The sequence below is a fragment of the Arthrobacter gallicola genome, from assembly GCF_014836775.1.
Taxonomy (GTDB): Bacteria; Actinomycetota; Actinomycetes; order Actinomycetales; family Micrococcaceae; genus Arthrobacter_B; species Arthrobacter_B gallicola.
In genome coordinates, this window is sequence record NZ_JACSQD010000004.1 from 315,461 (window position 1) to 335,051 (window position 19,591).

The 19,591-nt window shown below is 65.6% G+C and carries 19 protein-coding genes; 4 read left to right on the forward strand and 15 right to left on the reverse strand.

The window, feature by feature from the left end; genetic code table 11:
- Window positions 1-78: 78 nt before the first annotated feature.
- Window positions 79-1,068 (forward strand): diacylglycerol/lipid kinase family protein, encoded by a 990-nt coding sequence (locus H9639_RS10910; protein ID WP_191808088.1) that lies wholly within the window; start codon window positions 79-81, stop codon window positions 1,066-1,068.
- Window positions 1,069-1,133: 65 nt separating this feature from the next.
- Here H9639_RS10910 and H9639_RS10915 read toward each other — a convergent pair whose 3' ends face one another.
- The 3 genes from H9639_RS10915 to H9639_RS10925 all read right to left on the reverse strand — a co-directional run bounded on the left by H9639_RS10915 (window position 1,134) and on the right by H9639_RS10925 (window position 3,949).
- Window positions 1,134-2,057: a M23 family metallopeptidase gene (locus H9639_RS10915; protein ID WP_191808089.1), complete on the reverse strand. Its 924-nt coding sequence runs from the start codon at window positions 2,055-2,057 to the stop codon at window positions 1,134-1,136.
- A 509-nt stretch (window positions 2,058-2,566) separates the two neighbouring features.
- Window positions 2,567-2,848, reverse strand: coding sequence for an alpha/beta fold hydrolase (locus H9639_RS16865; protein WP_225219462.1), 282 nt, complete (start codon window positions 2,846-2,848; stop codon window positions 2,567-2,569).
- A 69-nt stretch (window positions 2,849-2,917) separates the two neighbouring features.
- Window positions 2,918-3,949, reverse strand: coding sequence for an NADP-dependent oxidoreductase (locus H9639_RS10925; RefSeq protein ID WP_191808090.1), 1,032 nt, complete (start codon window positions 3,947-3,949; stop codon window positions 2,918-2,920).
- Between the two features lie 127 nt (window positions 3,950-4,076).
- On the opposite strand from H9639_RS10925, the gene H9639_RS10930 reads away from it, so the two are divergent.
- Window positions 4,077-4,490, forward strand: coding sequence for a winged helix-turn-helix transcriptional regulator (locus H9639_RS10930; protein ID WP_191808091.1), 414 nt, complete (start codon window positions 4,077-4,079; stop codon window positions 4,488-4,490).
- Window positions 4,491-4,548: 58 nt separating this feature from the next.
- Here H9639_RS10930 and H9639_RS10935 read toward each other — a convergent pair whose 3' ends face one another.
- From H9639_RS10935 to H9639_RS10955, 5 genes are all read right to left on the reverse strand, one after another.
- A complete protein-coding gene (locus tag H9639_RS10935; protein WP_191808092.1) occupies window positions 4,549-5,628 on the reverse strand; it encodes a siderophore-interacting protein in 1,080 nt (359 codons plus the stop codon).
- The gene (locus tag H9639_RS10940) at window positions 5,625-6,512 is read right to left on the reverse strand and encodes an ABC transporter ATP-binding protein (RefSeq protein WP_191808093.1); all 888 of its coding nucleotides are present in this window, start codon (window positions 6,510-6,512) and stop codon (window positions 5,625-5,627) included. The genes H9639_RS10935 and H9639_RS10940 overlap by 4 nt, the downstream gene beginning before the upstream one ends.
- A gap of 3 nt (window positions 6,513-6,515) precedes the next feature.
- On the reverse strand, window positions 6,516-7,526 hold the full coding sequence (locus H9639_RS10945; RefSeq protein ID WP_404799750.1) for a FecCD family ABC transporter permease: 1,011 nt from the start codon (window positions 7,524-7,526) through the stop codon (window positions 6,516-6,518).
- A gap of 50 nt (window positions 7,527-7,576) precedes the next feature.
- On the reverse strand, window positions 7,577-8,638 hold the full coding sequence (locus tag H9639_RS10950; RefSeq protein WP_404799748.1) for a FecCD family ABC transporter permease: 1,062 nt from the start codon (window positions 8,636-8,638) through the stop codon (window positions 7,577-7,579).
- Window positions 8,639-8,825: 187 nt separating this feature from the next.
- The gene (locus H9639_RS10955; RefSeq protein ID WP_191808095.1) at window positions 8,826-9,884 is read right to left on the reverse strand and encodes a glutathione S-transferase family protein; all 1,059 of its coding nucleotides are present in this window, start codon (window positions 9,882-9,884) and stop codon (window positions 8,826-8,828) included.
- 144 nt (window positions 9,885-10,028) lie between these two features.
- On the opposite strand from H9639_RS10955, the gene H9639_RS10960 reads away from it, so the two are divergent.
- Entirely contained in the window at window positions 10,029-11,066 is a 1,038-nt protein-coding gene (locus H9639_RS10960) for an NAD-dependent epimerase/dehydratase family protein (protein WP_191808154.1), read from the forward strand.
- A 70-nt stretch (window positions 11,067-11,136) separates the two neighbouring features.
- On the opposite strand, the gene H9639_RS10965 is transcribed toward H9639_RS10960, so the two are convergent.
- The 7 genes from H9639_RS10965 to H9639_RS10995 all read right to left on the reverse strand — a co-directional run bounded on the left by H9639_RS10965 (window position 11,137) and on the right by H9639_RS10995 (window position 17,328).
- A complete protein-coding gene (locus H9639_RS10965; RefSeq protein WP_191808096.1) occupies window positions 11,137-12,204 on the reverse strand; it encodes a YihY/virulence factor BrkB family protein in 1,068 nt (355 codons plus the stop codon).
- Window positions 12,205-12,301: 97 nt separating this feature from the next.
- Window positions 12,302-12,613 carry a PRC-barrel domain-containing protein gene (locus H9639_RS10970; protein ID WP_191808097.1) on the reverse strand — a complete coding sequence of 104 codons (312 nt, stop codon included), beginning with the start codon at window positions 12,611-12,613 and terminating at the stop codon, window positions 12,302-12,304.
- Between the two features lie 91 nt (window positions 12,614-12,704).
- Window positions 12,705-13,925, reverse strand: coding sequence for a mechanosensitive ion channel family protein (locus H9639_RS10975; protein WP_191808098.1), 1,221 nt, complete (start codon window positions 13,923-13,925; stop codon window positions 12,705-12,707).
- A 128-nt stretch (window positions 13,926-14,053) separates the two neighbouring features.
- Window positions 14,054-15,103, reverse strand: a complete 1,050-nt coding sequence (locus tag H9639_RS10980; protein WP_191808099.1) for an iron-siderophore ABC transporter substrate-binding protein — start codon at window positions 15,101-15,103, stop codon at window positions 14,054-14,056.
- 123 nt (window positions 15,104-15,226) lie between these two features.
- Complete coding sequence (locus tag H9639_RS10985) at window positions 15,227-16,453, reverse strand: NAD(P)/FAD-dependent oxidoreductase (protein ID WP_191808100.1); 1,227 nt, start codon at window positions 16,451-16,453, stop codon at window positions 15,227-15,229.
- A 2-nt stretch (window positions 16,454-16,455) separates the two neighbouring features.
- Window positions 16,456-16,800: a bifunctional 3-phenylpropionate/cinnamic acid dioxygenase ferredoxin subunit gene (locus H9639_RS10990; protein ID WP_191808101.1), complete on the reverse strand. Its 345-nt coding sequence runs from the start codon at window positions 16,798-16,800 to the stop codon at window positions 16,456-16,458.
- Window positions 16,801-16,872: 72 nt separating this feature from the next.
- Window positions 16,873-17,328, reverse strand: a complete 456-nt coding sequence (locus tag H9639_RS10995; protein ID WP_191808102.1) for a MarR family transcriptional regulator — start codon at window positions 17,326-17,328, stop codon at window positions 16,873-16,875.
- A 255-nt stretch (window positions 17,329-17,583) separates the two neighbouring features.
- Between H9639_RS10995 and H9639_RS11000 the strand changes: the two genes are divergently transcribed.
- Window positions 17,584-19,563, forward strand: a complete 1,980-nt coding sequence (locus tag H9639_RS11000) for an acyl-CoA dehydrogenase family protein (protein WP_191808103.1) — start codon at window positions 17,584-17,586, stop codon at window positions 19,561-19,563.
- Window positions 19,564-19,591 lie beyond the last annotated feature (28 nt).

Consider the following 19,591-nt stretch of genomic DNA (forward strand, 5'->3'; position numbering starts at 1 on the left):
GAGCAAACCAAGATGTCCGTTGCCCGGGGCAGTCTAGACTCAGATCCGGAACACTCCCATCCATCGAAGGGCAGCACCATGTCCAGCCAGCCACAAGCCCAGGACCTCGCAGCAGAGACTGATCCCGTCTCCCGGCGGGCCGCCGTCGTTATTAATCCGACCAAGAAAACCGATGTGGACATCCGCGCGCTGGTGGACGAGGCCTGCAGCGATGAGGGCTGGGCCGCGCCGCTGTGGCTGGAAACCCAAGTGGACGATCCCGGCCAGGGCATGGCGCGGCAGGCGCTCGAGGAAGGGGTCGACGTCGTCATCGCGGCCGGTGGCGACGGCACGGTGCGGTGCGTGGCCGCTGAACTCTCCGGCACTGATACGCCGCTGGGCCTGCTGCCCCTCGGCACCGGCAACCTGCTGGCACGCAACCTTGACGTTCCGGTTGATGATCCCGCCGGAGCCATCCGGACCGCCCTCACCGGCACCGAGCGCCGTATAGACGTGGTCCACGTCAAGGTGGATGAGGCCGTGGACAGCGACATTTTCCTGGTCATGGCCGGACTGGGCTATGACGCAGTGATGATGGGCGACACCAACACCGCGTTGAAAGACAGGGTGGGATGGCTGGCCTACGTGGACGCAGGCATTCGGAACCTCCCCGGAAAACCTGTCCGGACCATGATTTCGATCGACGGCGGCACCCCGATCCAGCGCCGTCTGCGCAGCGTGATGGGCGGAAACTGCGGCAAGATTGTCGGCGGACTCGAGGTCTTCCCCGGCGCGAGGATCGACGACGGCCTGCTGGACATTATGACCATGGCTCCCAAGGGAGGCCTGGGCTGGCTGAACGTGGTGGCCGGGCTGCTGCGCCGTGGAAAGGGCCGCGGCACCGCAGTGGAGTACTTCCAGTGCAGGAGCGCCGAAATCTGGGCGGATGTCCCGCAGGACTTCGAGATGGACGGCGACCATTTGGGCACGGCGTCCCGTATCTCCATGCGGGTGGATCCGCAGGCGCTGCGGATCCGGATGCCGTACGGCAAAAAGGACCCTGCAATCCTGACCAACCCGGAGCCCTAGCTGTCCCGGTACACCTGACGCGGGGTGCACGTGGGCGCACCCCGCGGGCGTTGGCTCTTCGCAGGTTAGGCCTGGAGCCACTCCATCGGGTCGACGTACTCGCCGTTGATGATCACCTCAAAGTGCAGGTGCGGTCCGGTTGAGTTCCCGGTGCTGCCGACAGATCCGATGACCTGGGCGCCGTCAACCCACTGTCCGGGCTCGACCCAGATCTCGTGGAGGTGGTTGTAGGTGGACTTGGTGCCGTCGCCGTGGTCCACGACGATGCGCAGTCCGCCGCCGCCGTTGGTATGCCAGCCGGCCTCCGTGACGGTCCCGCCCTTGGTGGCCAGGACATGCGTCCCGGTGGTTCCGCGGAAGTCCGTTCCGGTGTGCCATTCCATGCCGCTGCCGGTCATCGGATTAATCCGCCAGCCGAAGGGCGAGGTGACGTAGACGTTTTCCACGGGGGTTACCGGTCCAGCCTCCGCGGCGGGTGCGGTGGACCCAACGCCGTCCACGGCAGCCGGATCGGCAGGTGGTTCTGCGGGCGCCTCTGCGGGCGCTTCAAAAACCGCTGGCTCGGCAGGAGCTGGTTCTTCTGCCGGAAGGTCCTGGGCCAGGGACGCCGCGAGGGGCTGGGTGTCCAGCACCTGACGGTCGGCCAGGGTCAGGGGGGCTGCTTCTGCGACACCAAAGACCATCCCGGTCAGGGCCAGCGAGGCACCCGCGCCGAGGGCGGCTGTTTTCTGGGCGGGTGTTCCCAGTGCCGAGGCGCGGCGCCGCAGTTCCTCCACCTGACGGGAGAAGTCAGTTCCGCGGCGGTCCCATCGGGGACGGGCATGCTTCCCCCTTGCCCGGTCCTTCGCTTCATTGTGGGCTGGTGTTCCAGCCGTGTTGTTGGCGGTGTTGGTGTGCTCATCTGCCCGATACCGGGCCGCGGTGTCAATCATGTACCGGCGGACAGAGTCAGCGAGGTTCCTGACGGTCTCGTTGACGTTTACGGTCATTCATCACTCCACTGAATAGACAACAGTTCGGTCGGTACTGCTTTGCCTCTGGAGGGTGCGTGGAATCAGATAATTCCAAGTGATACTTCAAGGCTAGGCGACGCCGTGTTGACATTGGAACGGTTTGTGTGCAAGCCAATAGGGTGGTGTGGGTGGGAAAACACCGTGGTGTGGGTGGGGAAACACAGCTCCCCGCCCGCGCACCTGGGAGTCGCTCCTACTGCGCCCCCAGATGTTCCAGGGCGTTGCTGCTGAATTGTTCGTGGTGCTGGAACGCGGTCCATGATCCGTTCGCGGAGACGTCCCAGGTAGGCCTTGGCCGCGGTTTTGCCTTCAGCGTCGCGGTTGAAGAACAGGAACTCCTTGGCGTCGGTTCGGGCCAGTGCACCGCGGACCATGTCCGAGTACACATAGGCCGGGCCTGTGCTCCTGTTAATACCGTGGCCACCAGCGGGGCCGGTTCCGGCCAGCACCAGACGCCGCACCAAGCCTGGCCGATCCAGCGCAATCTACTGTGCGATGAAGCCGCCCATGGAAAATCCTGCGAGATCCACGCTCGTGAAACCTCTCGCCTCAATGAACCCGACGGCGGCGTCTGCCATAGCCTTGATCGTCCCTCGGACGCTTCCAGTAGAAGCTCCAACGCCGGGCAGATCCACGGCGACGACATGGTGTTTCCCGACCAGAGCGTCGATGACCCGTGGATCCCATTCGTCCAGGGTTGCCCCCAAATGGGCCAGCATCAGCACAGGCGGGCCAACGGGTGATCCCAATTCGCGGTAAGCCAGCATCTCCCTCCCGACTCAACACGCAAGGTCGGTGCTTCGCTCCAGGTCGAGGCCAATGGCTGGCTGCGGCTGTTAGACATCAGGGTTTCCGCCCGCCGTGACATCGCCGGGGTTCACGCTGACCAGTACCTTGCCACGTGCACCGTGTGACAGGAGCGATTCGAAAGCCTGCGGGATTTGGTCGAAAGGCAGAACCCGGTCCACGACCGGCCGGATAACGCCGCCGTCGACAAGCCCCGCGATCTTGCGCAGGTGCTCGCCGTTGGGCCGGATGAACAGGAAACGGTAGGTGACGCCGAGCCGGCGGGCCCGCCGGCGGGTGGCGGCACTCAAACCCCGGATGACCAGCTTCACCAGCGGGTTGACTCCGGCCTGGGTTGCGAAGGCGGGATCCGGAGGCCCGGTAATGCCAATGACGGTACCTCCAGGGCGGACAACGCCGAGCGACCGCTTCAAGGTTTCGCCGCCCTGCGTATCCAGCACGAGGTCAATGTTCGACAGCTTCTCAGTGAAGTCTTCGGTGCGGTAGTCGATCACGATGTCTGCACCAAGTTCCCGCACGAACTCTGCGTTGGCGCTGCTGACGGTGGTGGCAACAACAGCTCCCAGATGCTTTGCCAGCTGGATCGCCACCGATCCGACCCCGCCGGAGCCTCCGTGGATAAGAACGCGCTGCCCGGACTGCAGCCTGCCCATCTCTACCAGGCCTTGCCAAGCCGTCAGAGCGGCCACCGGCAGTGCTGCTGCTTCCAACACGCCCGTGGATTCCGGAATCAGGGCCAGATCGTCCTCCTGTATGGCGACGAATTCCGCAAAGGCTCCCATGCGGGCCTGATCCGGATAGGCGAATACCTGCATGCCGGGTGTGAATTTGGAGGCTTTCGAGCCAAGAGCCACGACTTCCCCGGCAAACTCGCTGCCTATGACCATGGGCAGCTTGAACGGGAAGATCTGTTTAAACTCACCTGAGCGGAGCCGCTCATCACCGTGGTTAACGCCCGCGGCGTGCATCCGGACCAGGGCCTCGTGGTCCCCCAGCACTGGTTCAGGCATGCTCACCTGGGTGATGGGTGCGCCGTATTTCTGGAGGACAAACGCCTTCATTCCTGCTCCTGTCATTCCGCGGACCTGGATGATTCTGATCGGCGGCCTCATTGGTGGTTGCATTGTGTTACCGGTCTGACCGTATAGAATCCCAGTAACGGAATGCAACCACTTAGAAGGAGGCCGGATGATCACGTCGCCTCGGTCCGACTGCCCGGTCAACCGTGCCCTTGAGATGATCGGAGACCAATGGAGTCTGGTGATTCTGCGGGATATCGCGGCTTACGATCGGCGAAGCTTCCGTGAGCTGTGCACCGCGAATGAAGAAGGGATCAGCGCCCCGGTATTATCGAGGCGGCTTGCCGACCTGACGAGGGCCGGGTTCCTCACTAAGGCTGATACGTCTCCCGGCAAGCAGGGCCAGTACTCGTTGACCGAGCTGGGCCTGCAGACGATCCCGCTGATGGTGGAGTTGGCGCGGCTCGGGGTTCTCCTGGACCCCGCGACAGCCCGGAATGCGCCGGAGTTCGCGGACCCGTCGCATGCCGGCGGCCTGGAGACGGAAATTGGAGAGCTGCGCCGGCGGCATCTTGGCGGTTAACCTAACAGGCCAAGCGCCAAGACGGAGCCCGGTCAGAATAGTTTGGTGACCAGGCCGGTCAGGAAAGCTCGGCCCGGCCGTGGCGCCAGTACCCCATAAATGCGACCTGCTTTCGGTCAATACCGGCGTCGCGGACCAGGTAGCGCCGCAGCCCGCGGACCACCGCCGCTTCGCCGGCAATCCAGGCGTAGAACGGCAGGGCGCCGGCAGGAGTATTCGGGCTCGGGGAACTCTCCACGATTTCCGGGGTCAGCCGTGCCGGAGTCTCCCACAGGATCGCCGAATCGATATCCACTTCTTCGGGTTCCTGTCCGCGGCCGGGGGCCACAGTCGCAGGCGGTGCACCGTCCGCGGTTCCGAGACTCGCGTAGCCGGGGACGGCCACAGCTTCGCGGACAGCTCTCTCCAGGAGTTCGCCGTGAGGGCGGCCGCCGCGCGGCAGCCAGGTGATGACCACGCCCGACCGGGTACTGATCGGCTGGGCATCCGTTTCATCCGGGATTTCCAGCAGTGCATGGCCGGTGACGCCTTCCGGCAGGTTCTCCAGAATGGAAGCTACCGCAGGAACGGCGGTTTCGTCCCCCGCCAGCAGCACATGCCGGGCCAGTCCCGGCCGCCATTCGATGCCGCCGTAGGATTCGGCGGTAACGCAGTGCACCGCGTTGGGACCGATGACCGTGACGCGGTCCCCCGGCTGGGCCTGGGCGGCCCACGCGGACGCAGGCCCGCCCACTCCGTCCGCATCGAAATGCAGGACGAAGTCGACGTCGATTTCCGGTGCCGGGGCAGCGCAGCGGGAGGCCCGCACCGTGTAGGTGCGCATGGAGCCGCGCTGCTGGGCGTCCATCGCGAGCCAGTTCTGGTACCACCCGGTGTCGTCGCAGTTGAGTTCGGGCAGCTGCTGCCGGGTCCCGTCTTCGGCAACCGGCGGGATGACCACCTTGATGCGCAGATCATCCGTGGAGCCCTGCACACCGAAGCTGCGCAGGCACTCACCGCCAAAGGTAATCCGCTGGAAATTGGCGCTGAGCCGGCGAACGGAACGGACCTCGACTTCAAAGGCGCTCACCGCAGCGTTGGCACCCTGACGGCGGGGTTTCACGGCGGCCGCTGACGTGCGGGTGCGTGTTCCGGTCATGAAGCTGCCTCCAGTGGGTTGCGGTTTTCCGTGCGGGTGTCGTGCGGGTTGGGCAGGTAGCCGGTGACCGGCTGCACCGGTTCGCGGTGCCGGCGGGAGTGGTGCCTGCCCACCGGGACCACCATGGGCGTCCCCGACACCGGGTCGGGGATGACCGAGGCTTCGAGGCCAAAAACGTCTCGGACCAGTGAGGCAGTGACGATGGTGCCTGGGTCGCCCTGCGCGGCAATCACACCGGCCTTCATCGCAATCAGGTGGTCGGCGTAGCGGGCGGCCAGGTTCAGGTCATGGAGCACGATCACGATGGTGGTTCCGGACCTGCGGTTGAGGTCAGTCAACAGGTCCAGGACCTCCACCTGATGGGTGACGTCCAGGAAGGTGGTGGGCTCATCCAGCAGCAGGATGTCCGTTTCCTGGGCCAGGGCCATGGCGATCCACACCCGCTGGCGCTGCCCGCCAGAGAGCTCATCGACGTCACGTCCGGCGAGTTCCAGCGTGCCGGTGGCTTCCAGCGCAGCAGCCACCGCTTCATCGTCGCGGCTGTTCCACTGCCGGAACCACCCCTGGTGCGGGTACCGTCCGCGGCCAACCAGGTCCGCGACCGTGATGCCGTCCGGCGCATTGGGGGTCTGCGGGAGCAGCCCGAGGGTGCGGGCCACTTCACGGCTGGGCAGGGCGTTGATGTCCCTCCCGTTGAGCTGCACGACGCCGGCGGCCGGCTTAAGCAGGCGCGCCAGGCCGCGGAGCAGGGTGGATTTACCGCAGGCGTTGGGGCCAACAATCACGGTAATCCGCCCGGGAGGCAGATCAACGCTGAGCCCGTCCACCACCTTCCTGTCCTCATAGGACAGGACCAGGTCCTGTGCTCCCAGTTTGTTCTGCATGCTTTAGCCTCCTCGGCCAACACGGTTGGAGCTGACCAGCAGCCACAGCAGGAAAGGCGCGCCCAGCGCACCGGTGACGACGCCCACCGGCAGCGACGTGCCGGGCACCAGGTTGTGGCCCACAAAGTCAGCCGCGAGCAGGATGACGGCGCCGGTCAGTCCGGCTGCCGGGAGCGACGCGCGTCCGCCCAGCAGCCGGCGGGAAATTGGCCCGGCCAGGAACGCCACGAACGCCACCGGACCGGCTGCGGCGGTAGCGACGGCAGCGAGGCCAACGCCGGTGAACAGCAGTCCGGCCCGGGTAGCCTCCACGGGCAGCCCGAGTCCGGCGGCGAAGTCATCGCCCAGTTCCAGGATGCGGAGCCGGCGGCCCAGCAGCACTGCGGCGGGCAGCAGTACCACCAGTGCGGCGGCCACAATGCCGGCGCGTTCCCAGGAGGCGGAGTTCAGGGAACCGGTGAGCCAGACCAGCGAATCGGCGGCAGTCCGCACATCGGTGCGGGTGAGCAGGAAGTTCACCACGGCCTGCAGCACGGCGGCGAATCCGACGCCGATCAGGACCAGCCGCGCTCCCGCGGCCCCGCCTCGGCGGCTGAGCAGGAAGAGGGCCACAGCGATCACCGTGGCTCCAAGCAGCGCAGCGAGGGAGACCGCTCCCCCGGTAGCCCCGAAAACCACCATGGCAGCCACGGCAGCGGCGCTGGCACCGTAGCTGATGCCGATGATGTCCGGGCTGGCCAGCGGGTTCCGCAGCATGGTCTGGAAGAGATGTCCCGAGACACCAAATGCCACACCGATCAGGACGGCTGTTACGGCGCGCGGCAGCTTGCTCTCCATCACGATGAAGGTGGCACCGGGGATCTTTTCCCCGCCCAGGATGCGGATGAAATCCGGGATGGTGACCGTGTAGTTACCCAGCAGGTTGTAGACGAAGAACAGGACCACCACGGTGGCGGCCAGGGAAGCCAGCACCACTCTGCGGCGGAGCCCGGTGCGGCGCCGCACATCGCGGATGAGTGCGGCGGGAGCGGCGGGACGGTCCTGGTGCAGCACAGGTGCGGCGCTCACAGTTCCGCCAGCTTCCGCCGGCGGATGATGGCGATGAAGACGGGGGCGCCGATGACCGCGGTCATGATGCCGACCGGCACCTCGCCCGGAGGCAGAATCAGGCGTCCGACGACGTCGGACACCAGCAGCAGCACCGGCGCGAGTACGGCCGAGAGGACCAGGATCCACCGGTAGTCGGGACCGGTGAGCCCGCGGACCAGATGGGGGATGACCAGGCCCACGAACGCGATGGGCCCTGCGGCAGCCGTTGCGGCACCGCAGAGCAGCACTACGCCGACGGCCATGATGCCGCGGGAGCGGTTGACGTTTTGTCCAAGTCCGCGGGCGACGTCGTCACCCAGGCTCAGTCCGTTCAGCAGCCGCCCTGAGGCCAGGAGAATAGCTGCGCCTGCGGCGAGGAAGGGAATCAGGGGAAGGAGGACGTCCCAGCCGCGGCCTGAGACCGTGCCAACCTGCCAGAAACGGAAGGTGTCCAGAGTCTGCCGGCTGGTGACCAGGATGGCCGAGAGCAGGGAGGTCAGCCCGGCAGTCAGTCCCGCACCGGCCAGCGCCAGTTTGACCGGCGTGGCGCCTTCCCTGCCCAGGGATGCCACGGAATAGACGATCAGCGCGGCGGCGGCGGTGCCGGCCAGCGCGAACCAGACGTAGCCGGTGAAGGAGGTGATCCCAAAAACGTAGATGGCGGTGACAACAGCGAACGCCGCGCCTGCATTCAGGCCCATGATCCCCGGGTCCGCCAGCGGGTTCCGGGTCATGCCCTGCAGTGCGGTTCCCGCCAGTCCCAGGGCCGCCCCAATCAGCAGGGCCGCAATGGTGCGCGGAACCCGGCTCAGCACCACTGCGTGGTCACCGTTGGCACTGTCCGGGCTGACCAGCGCCTGCACCACGGTTTCCAGCGACAGCGGGCGGGCTCCCAGTGCCACGGAGGCGAAGCTGGCCAGTGCCAGGATCAGCAGGCCGGCACACAGCAGCCAGAACGGCGGCACCCGGCGCGGCTGCTTGCGGGCGGGGGCAGGGGAGCCGGAAACAGGGGTGCGGTTGACGGCCGTTGAGGTCACGGCGGCACCTCCTGAAGCCAGTGGAATTGAACTTAAGTAAGGCTAACCTACGGCGAGTCAAATTAAGAAACAGTTCCATGCCGTATTAGGCTTACTCCCCCTTCTGCCCCTGCCCTGCCCTGGTCATCCTTGGGCATGCCCGGGGATGCCCAGGGTTCCCGGGCATGCCCAGGGATGCTGTCCCGGGTTAGGCGCCGTGCCCGGGCGCGACTTCCTCGCCTGCGCGGACCGGACCGGGAGGAGTCCCGTCACCGAAGGGACGGCCGCCCAGCGCCTCCCGGCCGTGCGGGGTCAGCCAGCCGGAGGTATCCGGACCCGCCGGGACGATCTGCGTGGGGTTCAGGTCCTCATGCACGATGTAGTAGTGCTGCTTGATCTGCACAAAGTCCACGGTGTCACCGAAGCCCGGGGTCTGGAACAGGTCCCGGGCGTACCCCCAGAGCGCGGGCATCTCGGTGAGCTTGTTCCGGTTGCACTTGAAGTGGCCGTGGTAGACCGCGTCAAAGCGGACCAGGGTGGTGAAGAGCCGGACATCGGCTTCGGTGATGGTGTCCCCGATCAGGTAGCGCTGCCTGGACAGGCGGTCCTCCAGCCAGTCCATGGCCGCCCACAGCCGTTCGTACGCGGCGTCGTATGCTTCCTGCGATCCGGCAAAGCCGCAGCGGTAAACACCGTTGTTCACTTCGGTGAAGATTCGCTTGTTGACCACGCGCATCTCTTCCAGATGCTCAGCCGGGAGCAGGTTGGGGGCACCCTCGCGGTGGAATTCGGTCCACTCGGTGGAGAAATCCTCCGTGATCTGCGGGAAGTTGTTCGTCACCACGGCACCGGAGGGGATATCCACAACGGCCGGAACGGTGATCCCGCGCGTGTAGCCGGGCACGCGGCGGAAGAATGCTTCCTGCAGCCGTTCAATGCCGAGCACCGGATCCTTTCCATCCGGGTCAAGATCAAAGGTCCAGCTGCGCGAATCGTGGGTAGGGCCTGGCATTCCAAGGGAGATGGCGTCTTCGAGTCCCAGCAGGCGCCGGACGATGATGGTGCGGTTGGCCCAGGGGCAGGCGCGGGCAGCGATCAACCGGTACCGGCCCGGCTCAACCGGATAACCGTCACGGCCGTCGCGGGTGATGCGCGTTTCGATGTAGTTGGTGTCCCGGGTGTATTCCTGCCCGCCGGACACATAGGAGCCGCGGGTGCTGTAGTCCCCGCCCGCTGCCGCGGTGTCCGTTGCCTCTGTGCCTGTCATATCCGCTCCATCCATCAGCCGAATGCTTCCGTCTCCTTCCACGGTAACGCCCCTGCCCGCGGGCGCTGATCCGGCTGTAGAGTCGAGGACCAGCAGCGCTGTGTACGCGGAGCTGGGTTTTGTCGAAACTGAAGGGACATCGTGATGCGTGTAGCCGTCCTCGGAGCCACCGGGAATGTGGGGACTGCCGTCCTGCGCCGCCTGCAGGCCGCCCGGGCCGAACGCCCGGACGGACTGGAGATCATCGGCGTCGCCCGCCGGGTACCCACCCAGCCGACAGGCCCTTACGAAGGTGTCCAGTGGCACAGCATCGACGTCGCCTCCAGATCCGGCCGGGACGAGCTGGCGCAGGTGCTCGACGGCGTGGACGCGGTGGTGCACCTCATCTGGGCCATCCAGCCCAACCGCGATGAGGCCGAGCTGCACCGGATCAATGTGCACGGCACGGAAAACATGCTCTCCGCAGCCGCTGAAGCCGGGGTCCGCCAGGTGGTGTGCGCTTCCTCCGTGGGCGCCTACTCCCCCGCACCCAAGGACGTCCTGACGGATGAATCCTGGCCGGCCAGGGGTATTGCCTCTTCGCACTACAGCCGGCACAAGGGTGAACAGGAAGAACTGCTGGATGAGTTCGAACGCCGCTACCCGGAGATTCCCGTTGCCCGGCTGCGGCCCGGCCTGATTTTCCAGTCCGACGCCGGCAGTGAAATCGGGCGGTATTTCCTGGGTCCGCTGGTGCCCAGGTTCATCCTGAACCGGCTGAGCCTGCCGCTGATCCCACTGCCCGCCGAGTTTTCCTTCCAGGTGGTCCATGCCGATGACATGGCGGACGCCTACTGGCGGGTGATCGATCAGCGGGCTGAGGGCGCCTACAACATTGCCGCCGATCCGGTGATCACACCCGAGCTGCTCGCCGGCCTGCTGGGTGCCCGCAGGATCCTGAACGTTCCCGTTGGCTTGATCCGTCTCGTCGTTGCGCTTACCTGGGCGGCACGGCTCCAGGCGACCGATCCGGGCTGGATTGACATGGCCGCCGGCGCTCCGCTGATGGACACCACCCGGGCCCGCGAGCTGCTGGGCTGGGAGCCCAAGCGGTCTTCCCTCCGTGCATTCCAGGACGTTCTGGACGGGCTCAGCGAACAGGCGGGCCTGCCCGGTTCACCACTGCTGGGGCCTGGGCGCTAAGCCCCCGGAAGCTCATAAACCATCGGCCCGGACCGCAGCTGCGGGTCCGGGCCGATGGTTTTCGAGCTGCTTACAAGTCGTCGTCGTAATCCTTGCCGGCGTGCTGCTGGCGCAGTGCCCGGCCCTGTTCCACATCCTTGACTTCCTGTTCCGCCCGCTTGTCCATCTGCGTGGTGTCGCGCGGCGGGAGCTGGATCGAGTGCTCCGCCTGGATGCCGGCCTGGAGTTCGCGGCCGCGCTCCACTTCGGCGTCGAACTCAGCGCCGAAGAGCAGGGAGATGTTGACCAGCCAGATCCACAGCAGCAGCACGATCACACCGCCGATGGCGCCGTAAGTGGCGTTGTAGCTGCCAAAGTTACCCACGTAGAAAGCGAATCCCAGGGTGGCGATGGCCATCACGATCAGAGCCAGGAAGGCACCCATGCTCATCCAGCGGAATTTGGGCTGCTTGACGTTGGGTGTGGCGTAATACAGCAGGGCAATGATCACGATCGCAAAGAGCACCATGACCGGCCACTTGGCGATGTTCCAGATGAGCACGGCCTCGCTGCCCATGCCAATGTAGTTTCCGATCGTTTCGGCAATCGGTCCGCTGATGACCAGCATGATCAGCAGCCCGGCAACCAGGAGGATCGCGACCAGGGTGACCAGCAGCTGGAGGGGACGCAGCTTCCAGATCGGCCGGCCTTCCTCGACCTCGTAGATTCGATTCATCGAGCGGCCGAAGGCACCCACGTAGCCTGACGCTGACCACAGCGCACCGGCAATACCAACAAAGAGTGCCAGCCCGGCTGCCTGTGAGGATGTGAGCTGTTCAATCGGACCACTGACCAGGGCCACGGCATCCGCAGGTGCAAACGTCTCCAGGAAGTCCAGCAGGGCGTTGGTGGTGCTCTCCGCCTGTCCCACCAGTCCGAGGATCGAGACCATGGCCAGCAGTGCCGGGAAAAGCGAAAGGACCGTGTAGTAGGTCAGTGCTGCGGCCAGGTCGGTGCACTGGTCCTTGGAAAACTCACGGATGGTCTTGCGGAAGATGTACTTCCAGCTGGGCTTGGTGACCTCAGTTGGCGAGTCGGGTTTAGCCGCATTCTCAAGCGACGCACCGTCCTTGCCGGAGGTATTGTCCTGCTGAGCCATTGAGCCCTCCTGGCTGATCGGGTCCGGGATCCTCATCGTATTACTAAGCAAGCTTAGGTCCAAGCGGGCCCGCCGGCGGCTTTGGTCTCCGGGAACCTCACCAGCCCTTGTAATAGTCTTCGAGTGCCGCTTCCTCATCGGGTGTCAGCGCACCCTCGTGGTCCATGTCCGGGGAGTCTTCGATCGCTTTGCGGGAGTAGTTCACAAAAAGGTCATCGTCATCGCGGCGGGCCCCGGCCAGCGGCACAAAGTACTGGCGGCCTTCAAACAGGCCCAGCGCCACCGTAATCCAGGCGGGCTGCCCGGTGGCACGGTCCAGATGGACGTTGCCCACCAGCCCCAGCCGTTCGCCGTCCTTGGCCCAGACTGTGCAGCCCTGCAATTCGTGGATTACGTACTGGTCAACCATGCCCGGATTCCTCTCCGTCATATTCCGCAGTCCGCCGCAAGCCGCGCCGTGGGTATCATTCCAGCCCTTTATCCCCCCGGCTTGTCAACACCTAGCGATCGGTGTGCTCACCCCGGTCCTCCCAGACGTCGGCCCCGGGGCCGGCGAAACTGCGGTTGCGCTCCACCGCGTCGATGCTTCCGGTGAACAGCTGCGACGTGCTGCTGTCCTCCAGGCCGCTGTCCGGGTTCCGCCGCGTTCCCCGCCGGCGCGGAGCAAGATCCCGCGTGGAATCGGTGAGCTGTTCGAACCGCTGCCGCGGGAGCGCGGCCGGGTGATTCTGCTGCAGGAAGGAAACCATGGATTCGCGCACCAGGCAGCGCAGATCGAAGAGCGTTCCGCTGTCCGGAGCGGATACCAGGATCCGGACCCGGACGAGTCCCTGGACGGCGTCCGTCACCTGCAGGACACTGGTCCGCCCGTCCCAGAGATCGGTGCCGGCCAGGATCCGCTTCAGTTCCCCGCGCAGCTCCGTGACCGGCGTGTCCCAGTCAAGGTCCAGTTCAACGGTGCCCAGAATGTCCGAGTGCTTCCGCGTCCAGTTCTCGAACGGCGTGGACGTGAAGTATGTGGAGGGCAGGATCATCCGGCGGTCGTCCCAGATGTGGACCACCACGTACGTCATGGTGATCTCCTCGATCTTGCCCCACTGACCCTCGACCACCACAACGTCATCCACCCGGATCGCGTCGGTGAAGGCCAGCTGCAGGCCGGCAAAAACGTTGCCCAGGGTACTTTGCACAGCCAGGCCGGCGACGATGGAGAGCAGGCCGGCCGAGGCAAGGAGGCCGGCGCCCAGCGCCCGGACTTCGTCGATCGTCAGCAGTACGCACGCCACGGCCACCGTGATAACCAGCGCCACCGCAACGCGGCGGCCCAGGATGATCTGTGTTTTCAGCCGGCGCAGCCGCCGGTTGTCCTTCGTATCGGTGTCGTACTTCGTCAGCACCACCGCTTCAACGATCAGCAGGGTGACGACGGCGAGCCAGCCCAGCGCGGCGATCAGGCTGATAACCAGGACATAGTCCACCGTCCCGTACCAGGACTCCGACCGGGCGGTGGCAGAAAGGGCAATCCGGGAGCCGATCAGGGCGAGGACAAGCCGCAGCGGATTCCGGCCCAGCACGCTCACTTCCCGGATCCGGGGAACTTTCCGGAAGATCCGGGTGGTGGAACCGCGGACGATCCGGGCAGCGACGAAGGCTGCCAGAACAGCCGCTGCGACGGCGATCAGTGGTTTGAGCGGACCGATGACCTCAAAAAATTCCTGCATCCTGCTGATAATGGCAAACCCACCGGGGGGCCTGTCCAATTATGTGATTTGCGTCCGTTATGCCGGGGTGGACACCAAAATGCCCCTCCAGCCGGGGCGGAAGGGGCATTTTGCGGTTTTTGGCCGAGTTACTTTACCTGTGCGGCAGCCTCACCCAGCAGCGGCACAAAGTTGTCCAGGGCATAGGGAATGCTCAGCACATTGGCTGCGGAGATGGACAGCGTCAGCGTGTTGTCCGAGTCAGCCACGAGCCCGCCGTTCTTGACGGCCGGGATCTGGCTCAGCAGCGGGTCGGCAACGATTGCTTCCTTGGCGGCGTCGTCGGCCACCCAGCTGACGAACAGGTCAGCGTCGAGTTCGTTGGCGCGCTCCGGCGACCAGGTCAGGAAGAACGCGTCTGCGGGGGCGTTCTCATCGACGATTGGCGCCTGGACCATCCCCAGTTCCTTCAGGAACTTCGGGCGGTTATCGCCGGAGGTGTAGATGGAGATCTGGTCGGTGCCAGCCGTGGTGTCCAGGTTGCCGTAGATGAAGCTGGTCCCGGCGAGTTCCGGGTATTCGGCGGCCTTGTCGGTGATGGCCTTCTCGGTTTCCTCCACCAGCTGGGCAGCTTCCTCACTCTTGCCCAGGGCTTCGCCGATCATCGTGGCGGAGTCCTGCCAGGACGTGTAGTACGGGACGTCCGGGTAGGCGACCACGGGCGCAATGGAGCTGAGCTTGTCGTAGTCCTCCTGCGTGATGCCGGAGTAGGCAGCCAGGATGACGTCCGGGTTGGTCGCTGCGATTTCATCGAAGTTGATGCCATCGGTTTCCGGGTACTGGACCGGGGCGTTCTCCGAGCCGATGGGGGCGCCGAGTTCTTCAAGTGCCTCGTCGATCCACGGGGTGGTGCCGTTCTCATTACCGCCCCACTCATAGAGCGGCATGCCGACCGGAACGACGCCGAGCGCCAGCGCGGTGTCCGTGTTGACCCAGGAGACGGTTGCCACGCGCTCGGGGACAGCGTCGATGGTGGTCTCGCCGAAAGCGTGCTCGATGGTGACCGGGAACTGGTCGCTGGAAGCGGCGGTACTGCCGGAGCCCGAGTCCGACGACGTCGAACCGGTGGAGCAGGCGGACAGGGACAGCACGGCGACGGCAGCGACGGCCGCAAGACTGCGCATGCGGGACAGGGCCATGGGGGCTCCTAGATTTTGCTTTTGTGGACGGGGACGCCGGATTTTCTCCGGCAAAGGTAAGGCTAACCTATGAACCGGCTAAATACGCAACGCGCATGTGACCTAATCGCTGACGTGCTGCGCTTACGGCCGGGAGCGGACCAAACGGCGCAGGTCGGTTTGCGGATCGGAAAGCTGGTCCTTGGAGACCGGTTTTTTCAGTGCTATCAGCCGGCGGGCGGCGCGCAGGGTATTACCGGCGTCGATTCCGGCCGCTCCAGCCAGCGTGCCGTCCGGGGCGGTGCGAAAAACAACGTAACCGGGGCCCGGAGCACCGCGCTCCACGGTTTCTCCCTCCGCTGCCATGGCCCCGACCGCTTCAGCGTGGACACCGTGGCGGTCCGTCCAGAACCAGGGCACGGCATCCGGTTCCGGTTCCTCGCCGAGGATCCCCGCAGCGGCAGCGCGGCCTGAACGGACGGCAGAGTCCCAGTGTTCAGAGCGGCGGGCAAGGACACCACCGGTTCGGCGGCGCACGGAGTCGCCTGCAGCGAAGACACGCGGATGGCTGGTGCGTCCGGCGGCGTCGACCAGTACGCCGTCATCCACTGCGATTCCCGCGTCCTCGGCAAGGCGCGTCTCAGGCACCATTCCCACCGCGGCCAGCACGGCATCCGCGTCAATGAGGGAACCGTCATCGAGGAGCACCGTACTGCCCTTCGGACCCGAAAGCACGTCCACCGGCAGCCCGGTAATGGTTTTGATGCCTGCTTCAGCGTGCATCGAGTGCAGATACGCAGCAAGTTCCTGCCCCACGGCTGGAACCAGCGGGACGGGTACGGGGTCAATGAGCACGACGGCGGTTCCCAGCGCCGCGGCGGTCGAGGCAACTTCGGCGCCAATCAAACCGGCCCCGATGATCGCGAGCCGCTTTCCCGCGCCCAGCTGCGGGCGCAGGGCATCGGCGTCGGACTTAGTCCGCAGTGTCTGGACCCGGGCGGTCCCCGGGAAGCGGGGCGTGCGCGCTGCTCCCCCGGTGGCGAGCAGCAGGATATCTGCCTGCAGCACTGTGCCGCCGGCCAGCGTGAGCGTTCCCGCTCCGGGATCGATCGCGAGGGCGGTGCCGGTCACCAGTTCCACGGCATTTGCGCTGAACCAGTCCGGGGCGGCGAGCGCGAGGCCGGATGTTTCCAGCGTCCCCGCCAGGTACGCCTTGCTCAGCGGCGGCCTGTCGTGCGGTTGTCCGGCAGGGTCAACCAGCGTGAGGCTACCGGCGTATCCGCGCTGCCGCAGCTCAGCGGCAGCACTGAACCCGGCCGGGCCCGCGCCGATAATGGCTACGGATCCGGGCCGAAAGGCGGTATCGGCCATGGCTAGGAGGCGGAGGGGGTAACGCCGGGGTAGAGGATGACGTCGCCGTCAATAACCTCCACCCGGTGGGCAACGGCGTCGACCGTGGCGGGAAGGCACATCGCTGCACCGGTTTTGAGGCAGAAGCGGGCGGAATGGACGGGGCATTCGACCTCACCGTCTTCTATCCAGCCTTCTGCCAGGGACGCTTCTTCATGGGTGCAGGTGTCATTCAGGGCGTAGAAGTTGCCGTCGTCGCTGTGGAAGACGGCAATGTCATCCCCCGTTCCCGCGGTCTGCGAATCCACGGTGACTGCCTCACCCTCGTCGATCTCTTCTGCTGCGGCTACGCGGATACCTTCGCTCATGGTTCCACGTTACCCCGCTGTAGGAATGGGCCGGCCGGCAGCACGTGGGGTCAGGCGCCGGCAGTATGTGGGTCAGGCGCCGGCAGCACCCGTCGAACCGGCGGTGCCGTACTGGCGGCTGCCTTCCAGTTCGTTGATGAGCGTGATCAACTCGCGGCGGAGTGCCGGGCGCAGTTCAGCGGTGAGATTCTGGTCCTCCAGGCGGATCGCGTCCTCCAGGGCTGCGCGCCCATGGTCCGAAATGCCCACGGCGCGGCGCGGGGCCCCTCCGGCATCATCGCCGAGTTCGTTGACCAGACCCTGCGCCTGCATGCTGACCAGCGTGGTGCCCAGTGTCTGCGCAGTGACCCGCAGCCGGCGGGCCAGCTCTGCCCGCCGCATCGGGCCGGCGTCGCGCAGCACCTTCAACGCCGTCACCCGTTCCTGGGTCAACCCCATGGCGCGGAGCTTGTTGTCCATTTCCCGGCGCAGCATCCGCGCGGCGGTGGAGAGCAGCCGGATGGCCTCCCAATCAGCATCATTTTGCATTCCCTGGTTTCCCCCTGAAATTGCTGTGGCTGGTGTTCCGAATCCTCAGTGTACTTACTATCCAAGCCTCAGGGCAGGGGTGGCTGTCAAGCTCGCAGCGCGTCGTAGGCGGTCAAAAGACCGAACCTCCGGGAGGTTGTGCCGGGTTGCCCGCTACCCCTTTACCGGCCAGTAGGAACGCGTAGCATGGTCGGCACAGCGAGCCGAGGCTGCCTGGGGAGCGGCCCTGACCAACCAGGCCATAGGGGAAAACACATGAGTTCCACTAATCTGCAGGATGCTCAAAACACCGGTGAGGACGATTCAGTCCGCAGACTCCGGGAACGCAAGGTCAGCGAAAAGGACGCCCGGGATGTTGCCGAAGCATCGCGGATCACGGATGAACAGCGGCCGTCCTTTGCCAAGGGAATCTATCTGGGCGACTTCAATCTTTCCCTGATCCGTCCACATCCGGCCCAGCCGGAGGCGGAGATCGAACGCTCCGAGAAGTTCCTGGCCGAGCTAACCAGCTTCTGTTCCACCCTGGACGGGCAGCTCATCGAACGGACCGGCGTCATCCCGGATGAATACCTCAGCGGCCTGGCGGAGCTGGGGGTGTTTGGCATCAAGATTCCGCGCAGGTACGGAGGCCTCGGCCTCTCCCTGCTTTATTACGGCCGCGCGCTGATGATCCTTGGCACCGTGCATCCCAGTCTCGGGGCCCTGGTGTCCGCTGATCTGTCCATCGGCGTGCCGGAGCCGGTGAAGGTATTTGGCACTGAGGAACAGCGCCAGGAGTATCTGCCGCGCTGCGCGGCCGGTGCCATCACTGCGTTCCTGCTGACCGAACCGGACGTCGGCTCCGACCCGGCCCGGATGCGCACCACGGCGGTGCCCTCGGAGGACGGCAGCGAATACGTTCTGGACGGTGTGAAGCTCTGGACTACCAACGGTGTGATCGCCGAGCTGGTGGTGGTGATGGCTGCGGTTCCGCCGCACGGCGGCCAGAAGGGCGGGATCAGTGCTTTCATCGTGGAGATGGATTCTCCCGGTATCACCGTGGAAAACCGGAATAACTTCATGGGCCTGCGCGGCATCGAAAATGGCGTGACGCGGCTCCGAGGTGTCCGTGTCCCGGCCAGGAACATGGTGGGCCGCGAGGGCCAGGGCCTGAAAATTGCCCTGACCACCCTGAACACCGGGCGGCTTTCCATTCCGGCGATGTGCGCGGCGGGCGGCAAGTGGTCCTTGAAGATCGCCCGCGGCTGGTCCGGTGCCCGGGAGCAGTGGGGCCGGCCGATTGGCCGCCACGAAGCGGTGGGCAAGAAACTTGCGTTCATCGCCGCCACCACGTTTGCCTTGGAATCGGTGTTCGAGCTTTCCGCGGAGATGGCCGACGCCGGGACGAAGGACATCCGGATCGAGGCAGCGCTGGCCAAGCTGTGGGCCAGCGAAATGGCGTACAACATTGCTGATGAGCTGGTGCAGGTGCGCGGCGGCCGCGGTTTTGAGACCGCCGCATCCCTTGCCGCCCGCGGTGAACGCGCGGTGGCGGCGGAGCAGCAGCTGCGGGACCTGCGGATCAACCGGGTCTTCGAAGGTTCCACGGAGATTATGCATCTTCTGATCGCCCGGGAAGCCGTGGACGCACATCTGAAAGCGGCCGGTGACCTTGCCGTTGCGGACGCCCCGCTGGGGAACAAGGTGAAGGCCGGGGCCAGGGCCAGCGGGTTCTACGGCAAGTGGCTGCCCACCCTCGCGGTCGGCAGGGGGACCGTGCCGACGTCGTACGCGGAGTTCGGACCGTTGGCCCGGCACCTGCGCTATGCCGAGCGGGCCTCCCGGAAACTGGCGCGCTCCACCTTTTACGGCATGGCACGCTGGCAGGCCGCGCTGGAACATCACCAGGCGTTCCTCGGCCGCATCGTCGACATCGGCGCGGAGTTGTTCGCCATGTCAGCGGTATGCATGAAGGCGGAAACGATCCGGCTCCGGGATCCCGGGGAAGGCGCCACCGCCTACGAACTTGCGGATACCTTCTGCGCCCAGTCCAGGGTCCGGGTGGACGCCCTGTTCACCGAGCTGTGGAACAACTCCGATCCCCAGGACCGGAAGCTCTCCAAGAAGGTGCTGGACGGGCGTTACACCTGGCTCGAGGAGGGAGTCCTGGATCAGTCGGAGGGCACTGGTCCGTGGATCTCCACCTCCGCGACGGACGGCACGCCCAAGGAGAACCTGCACCGCAAGTATCGGTAGACGGGCTACAGTCCGGGCCGGCTGGACA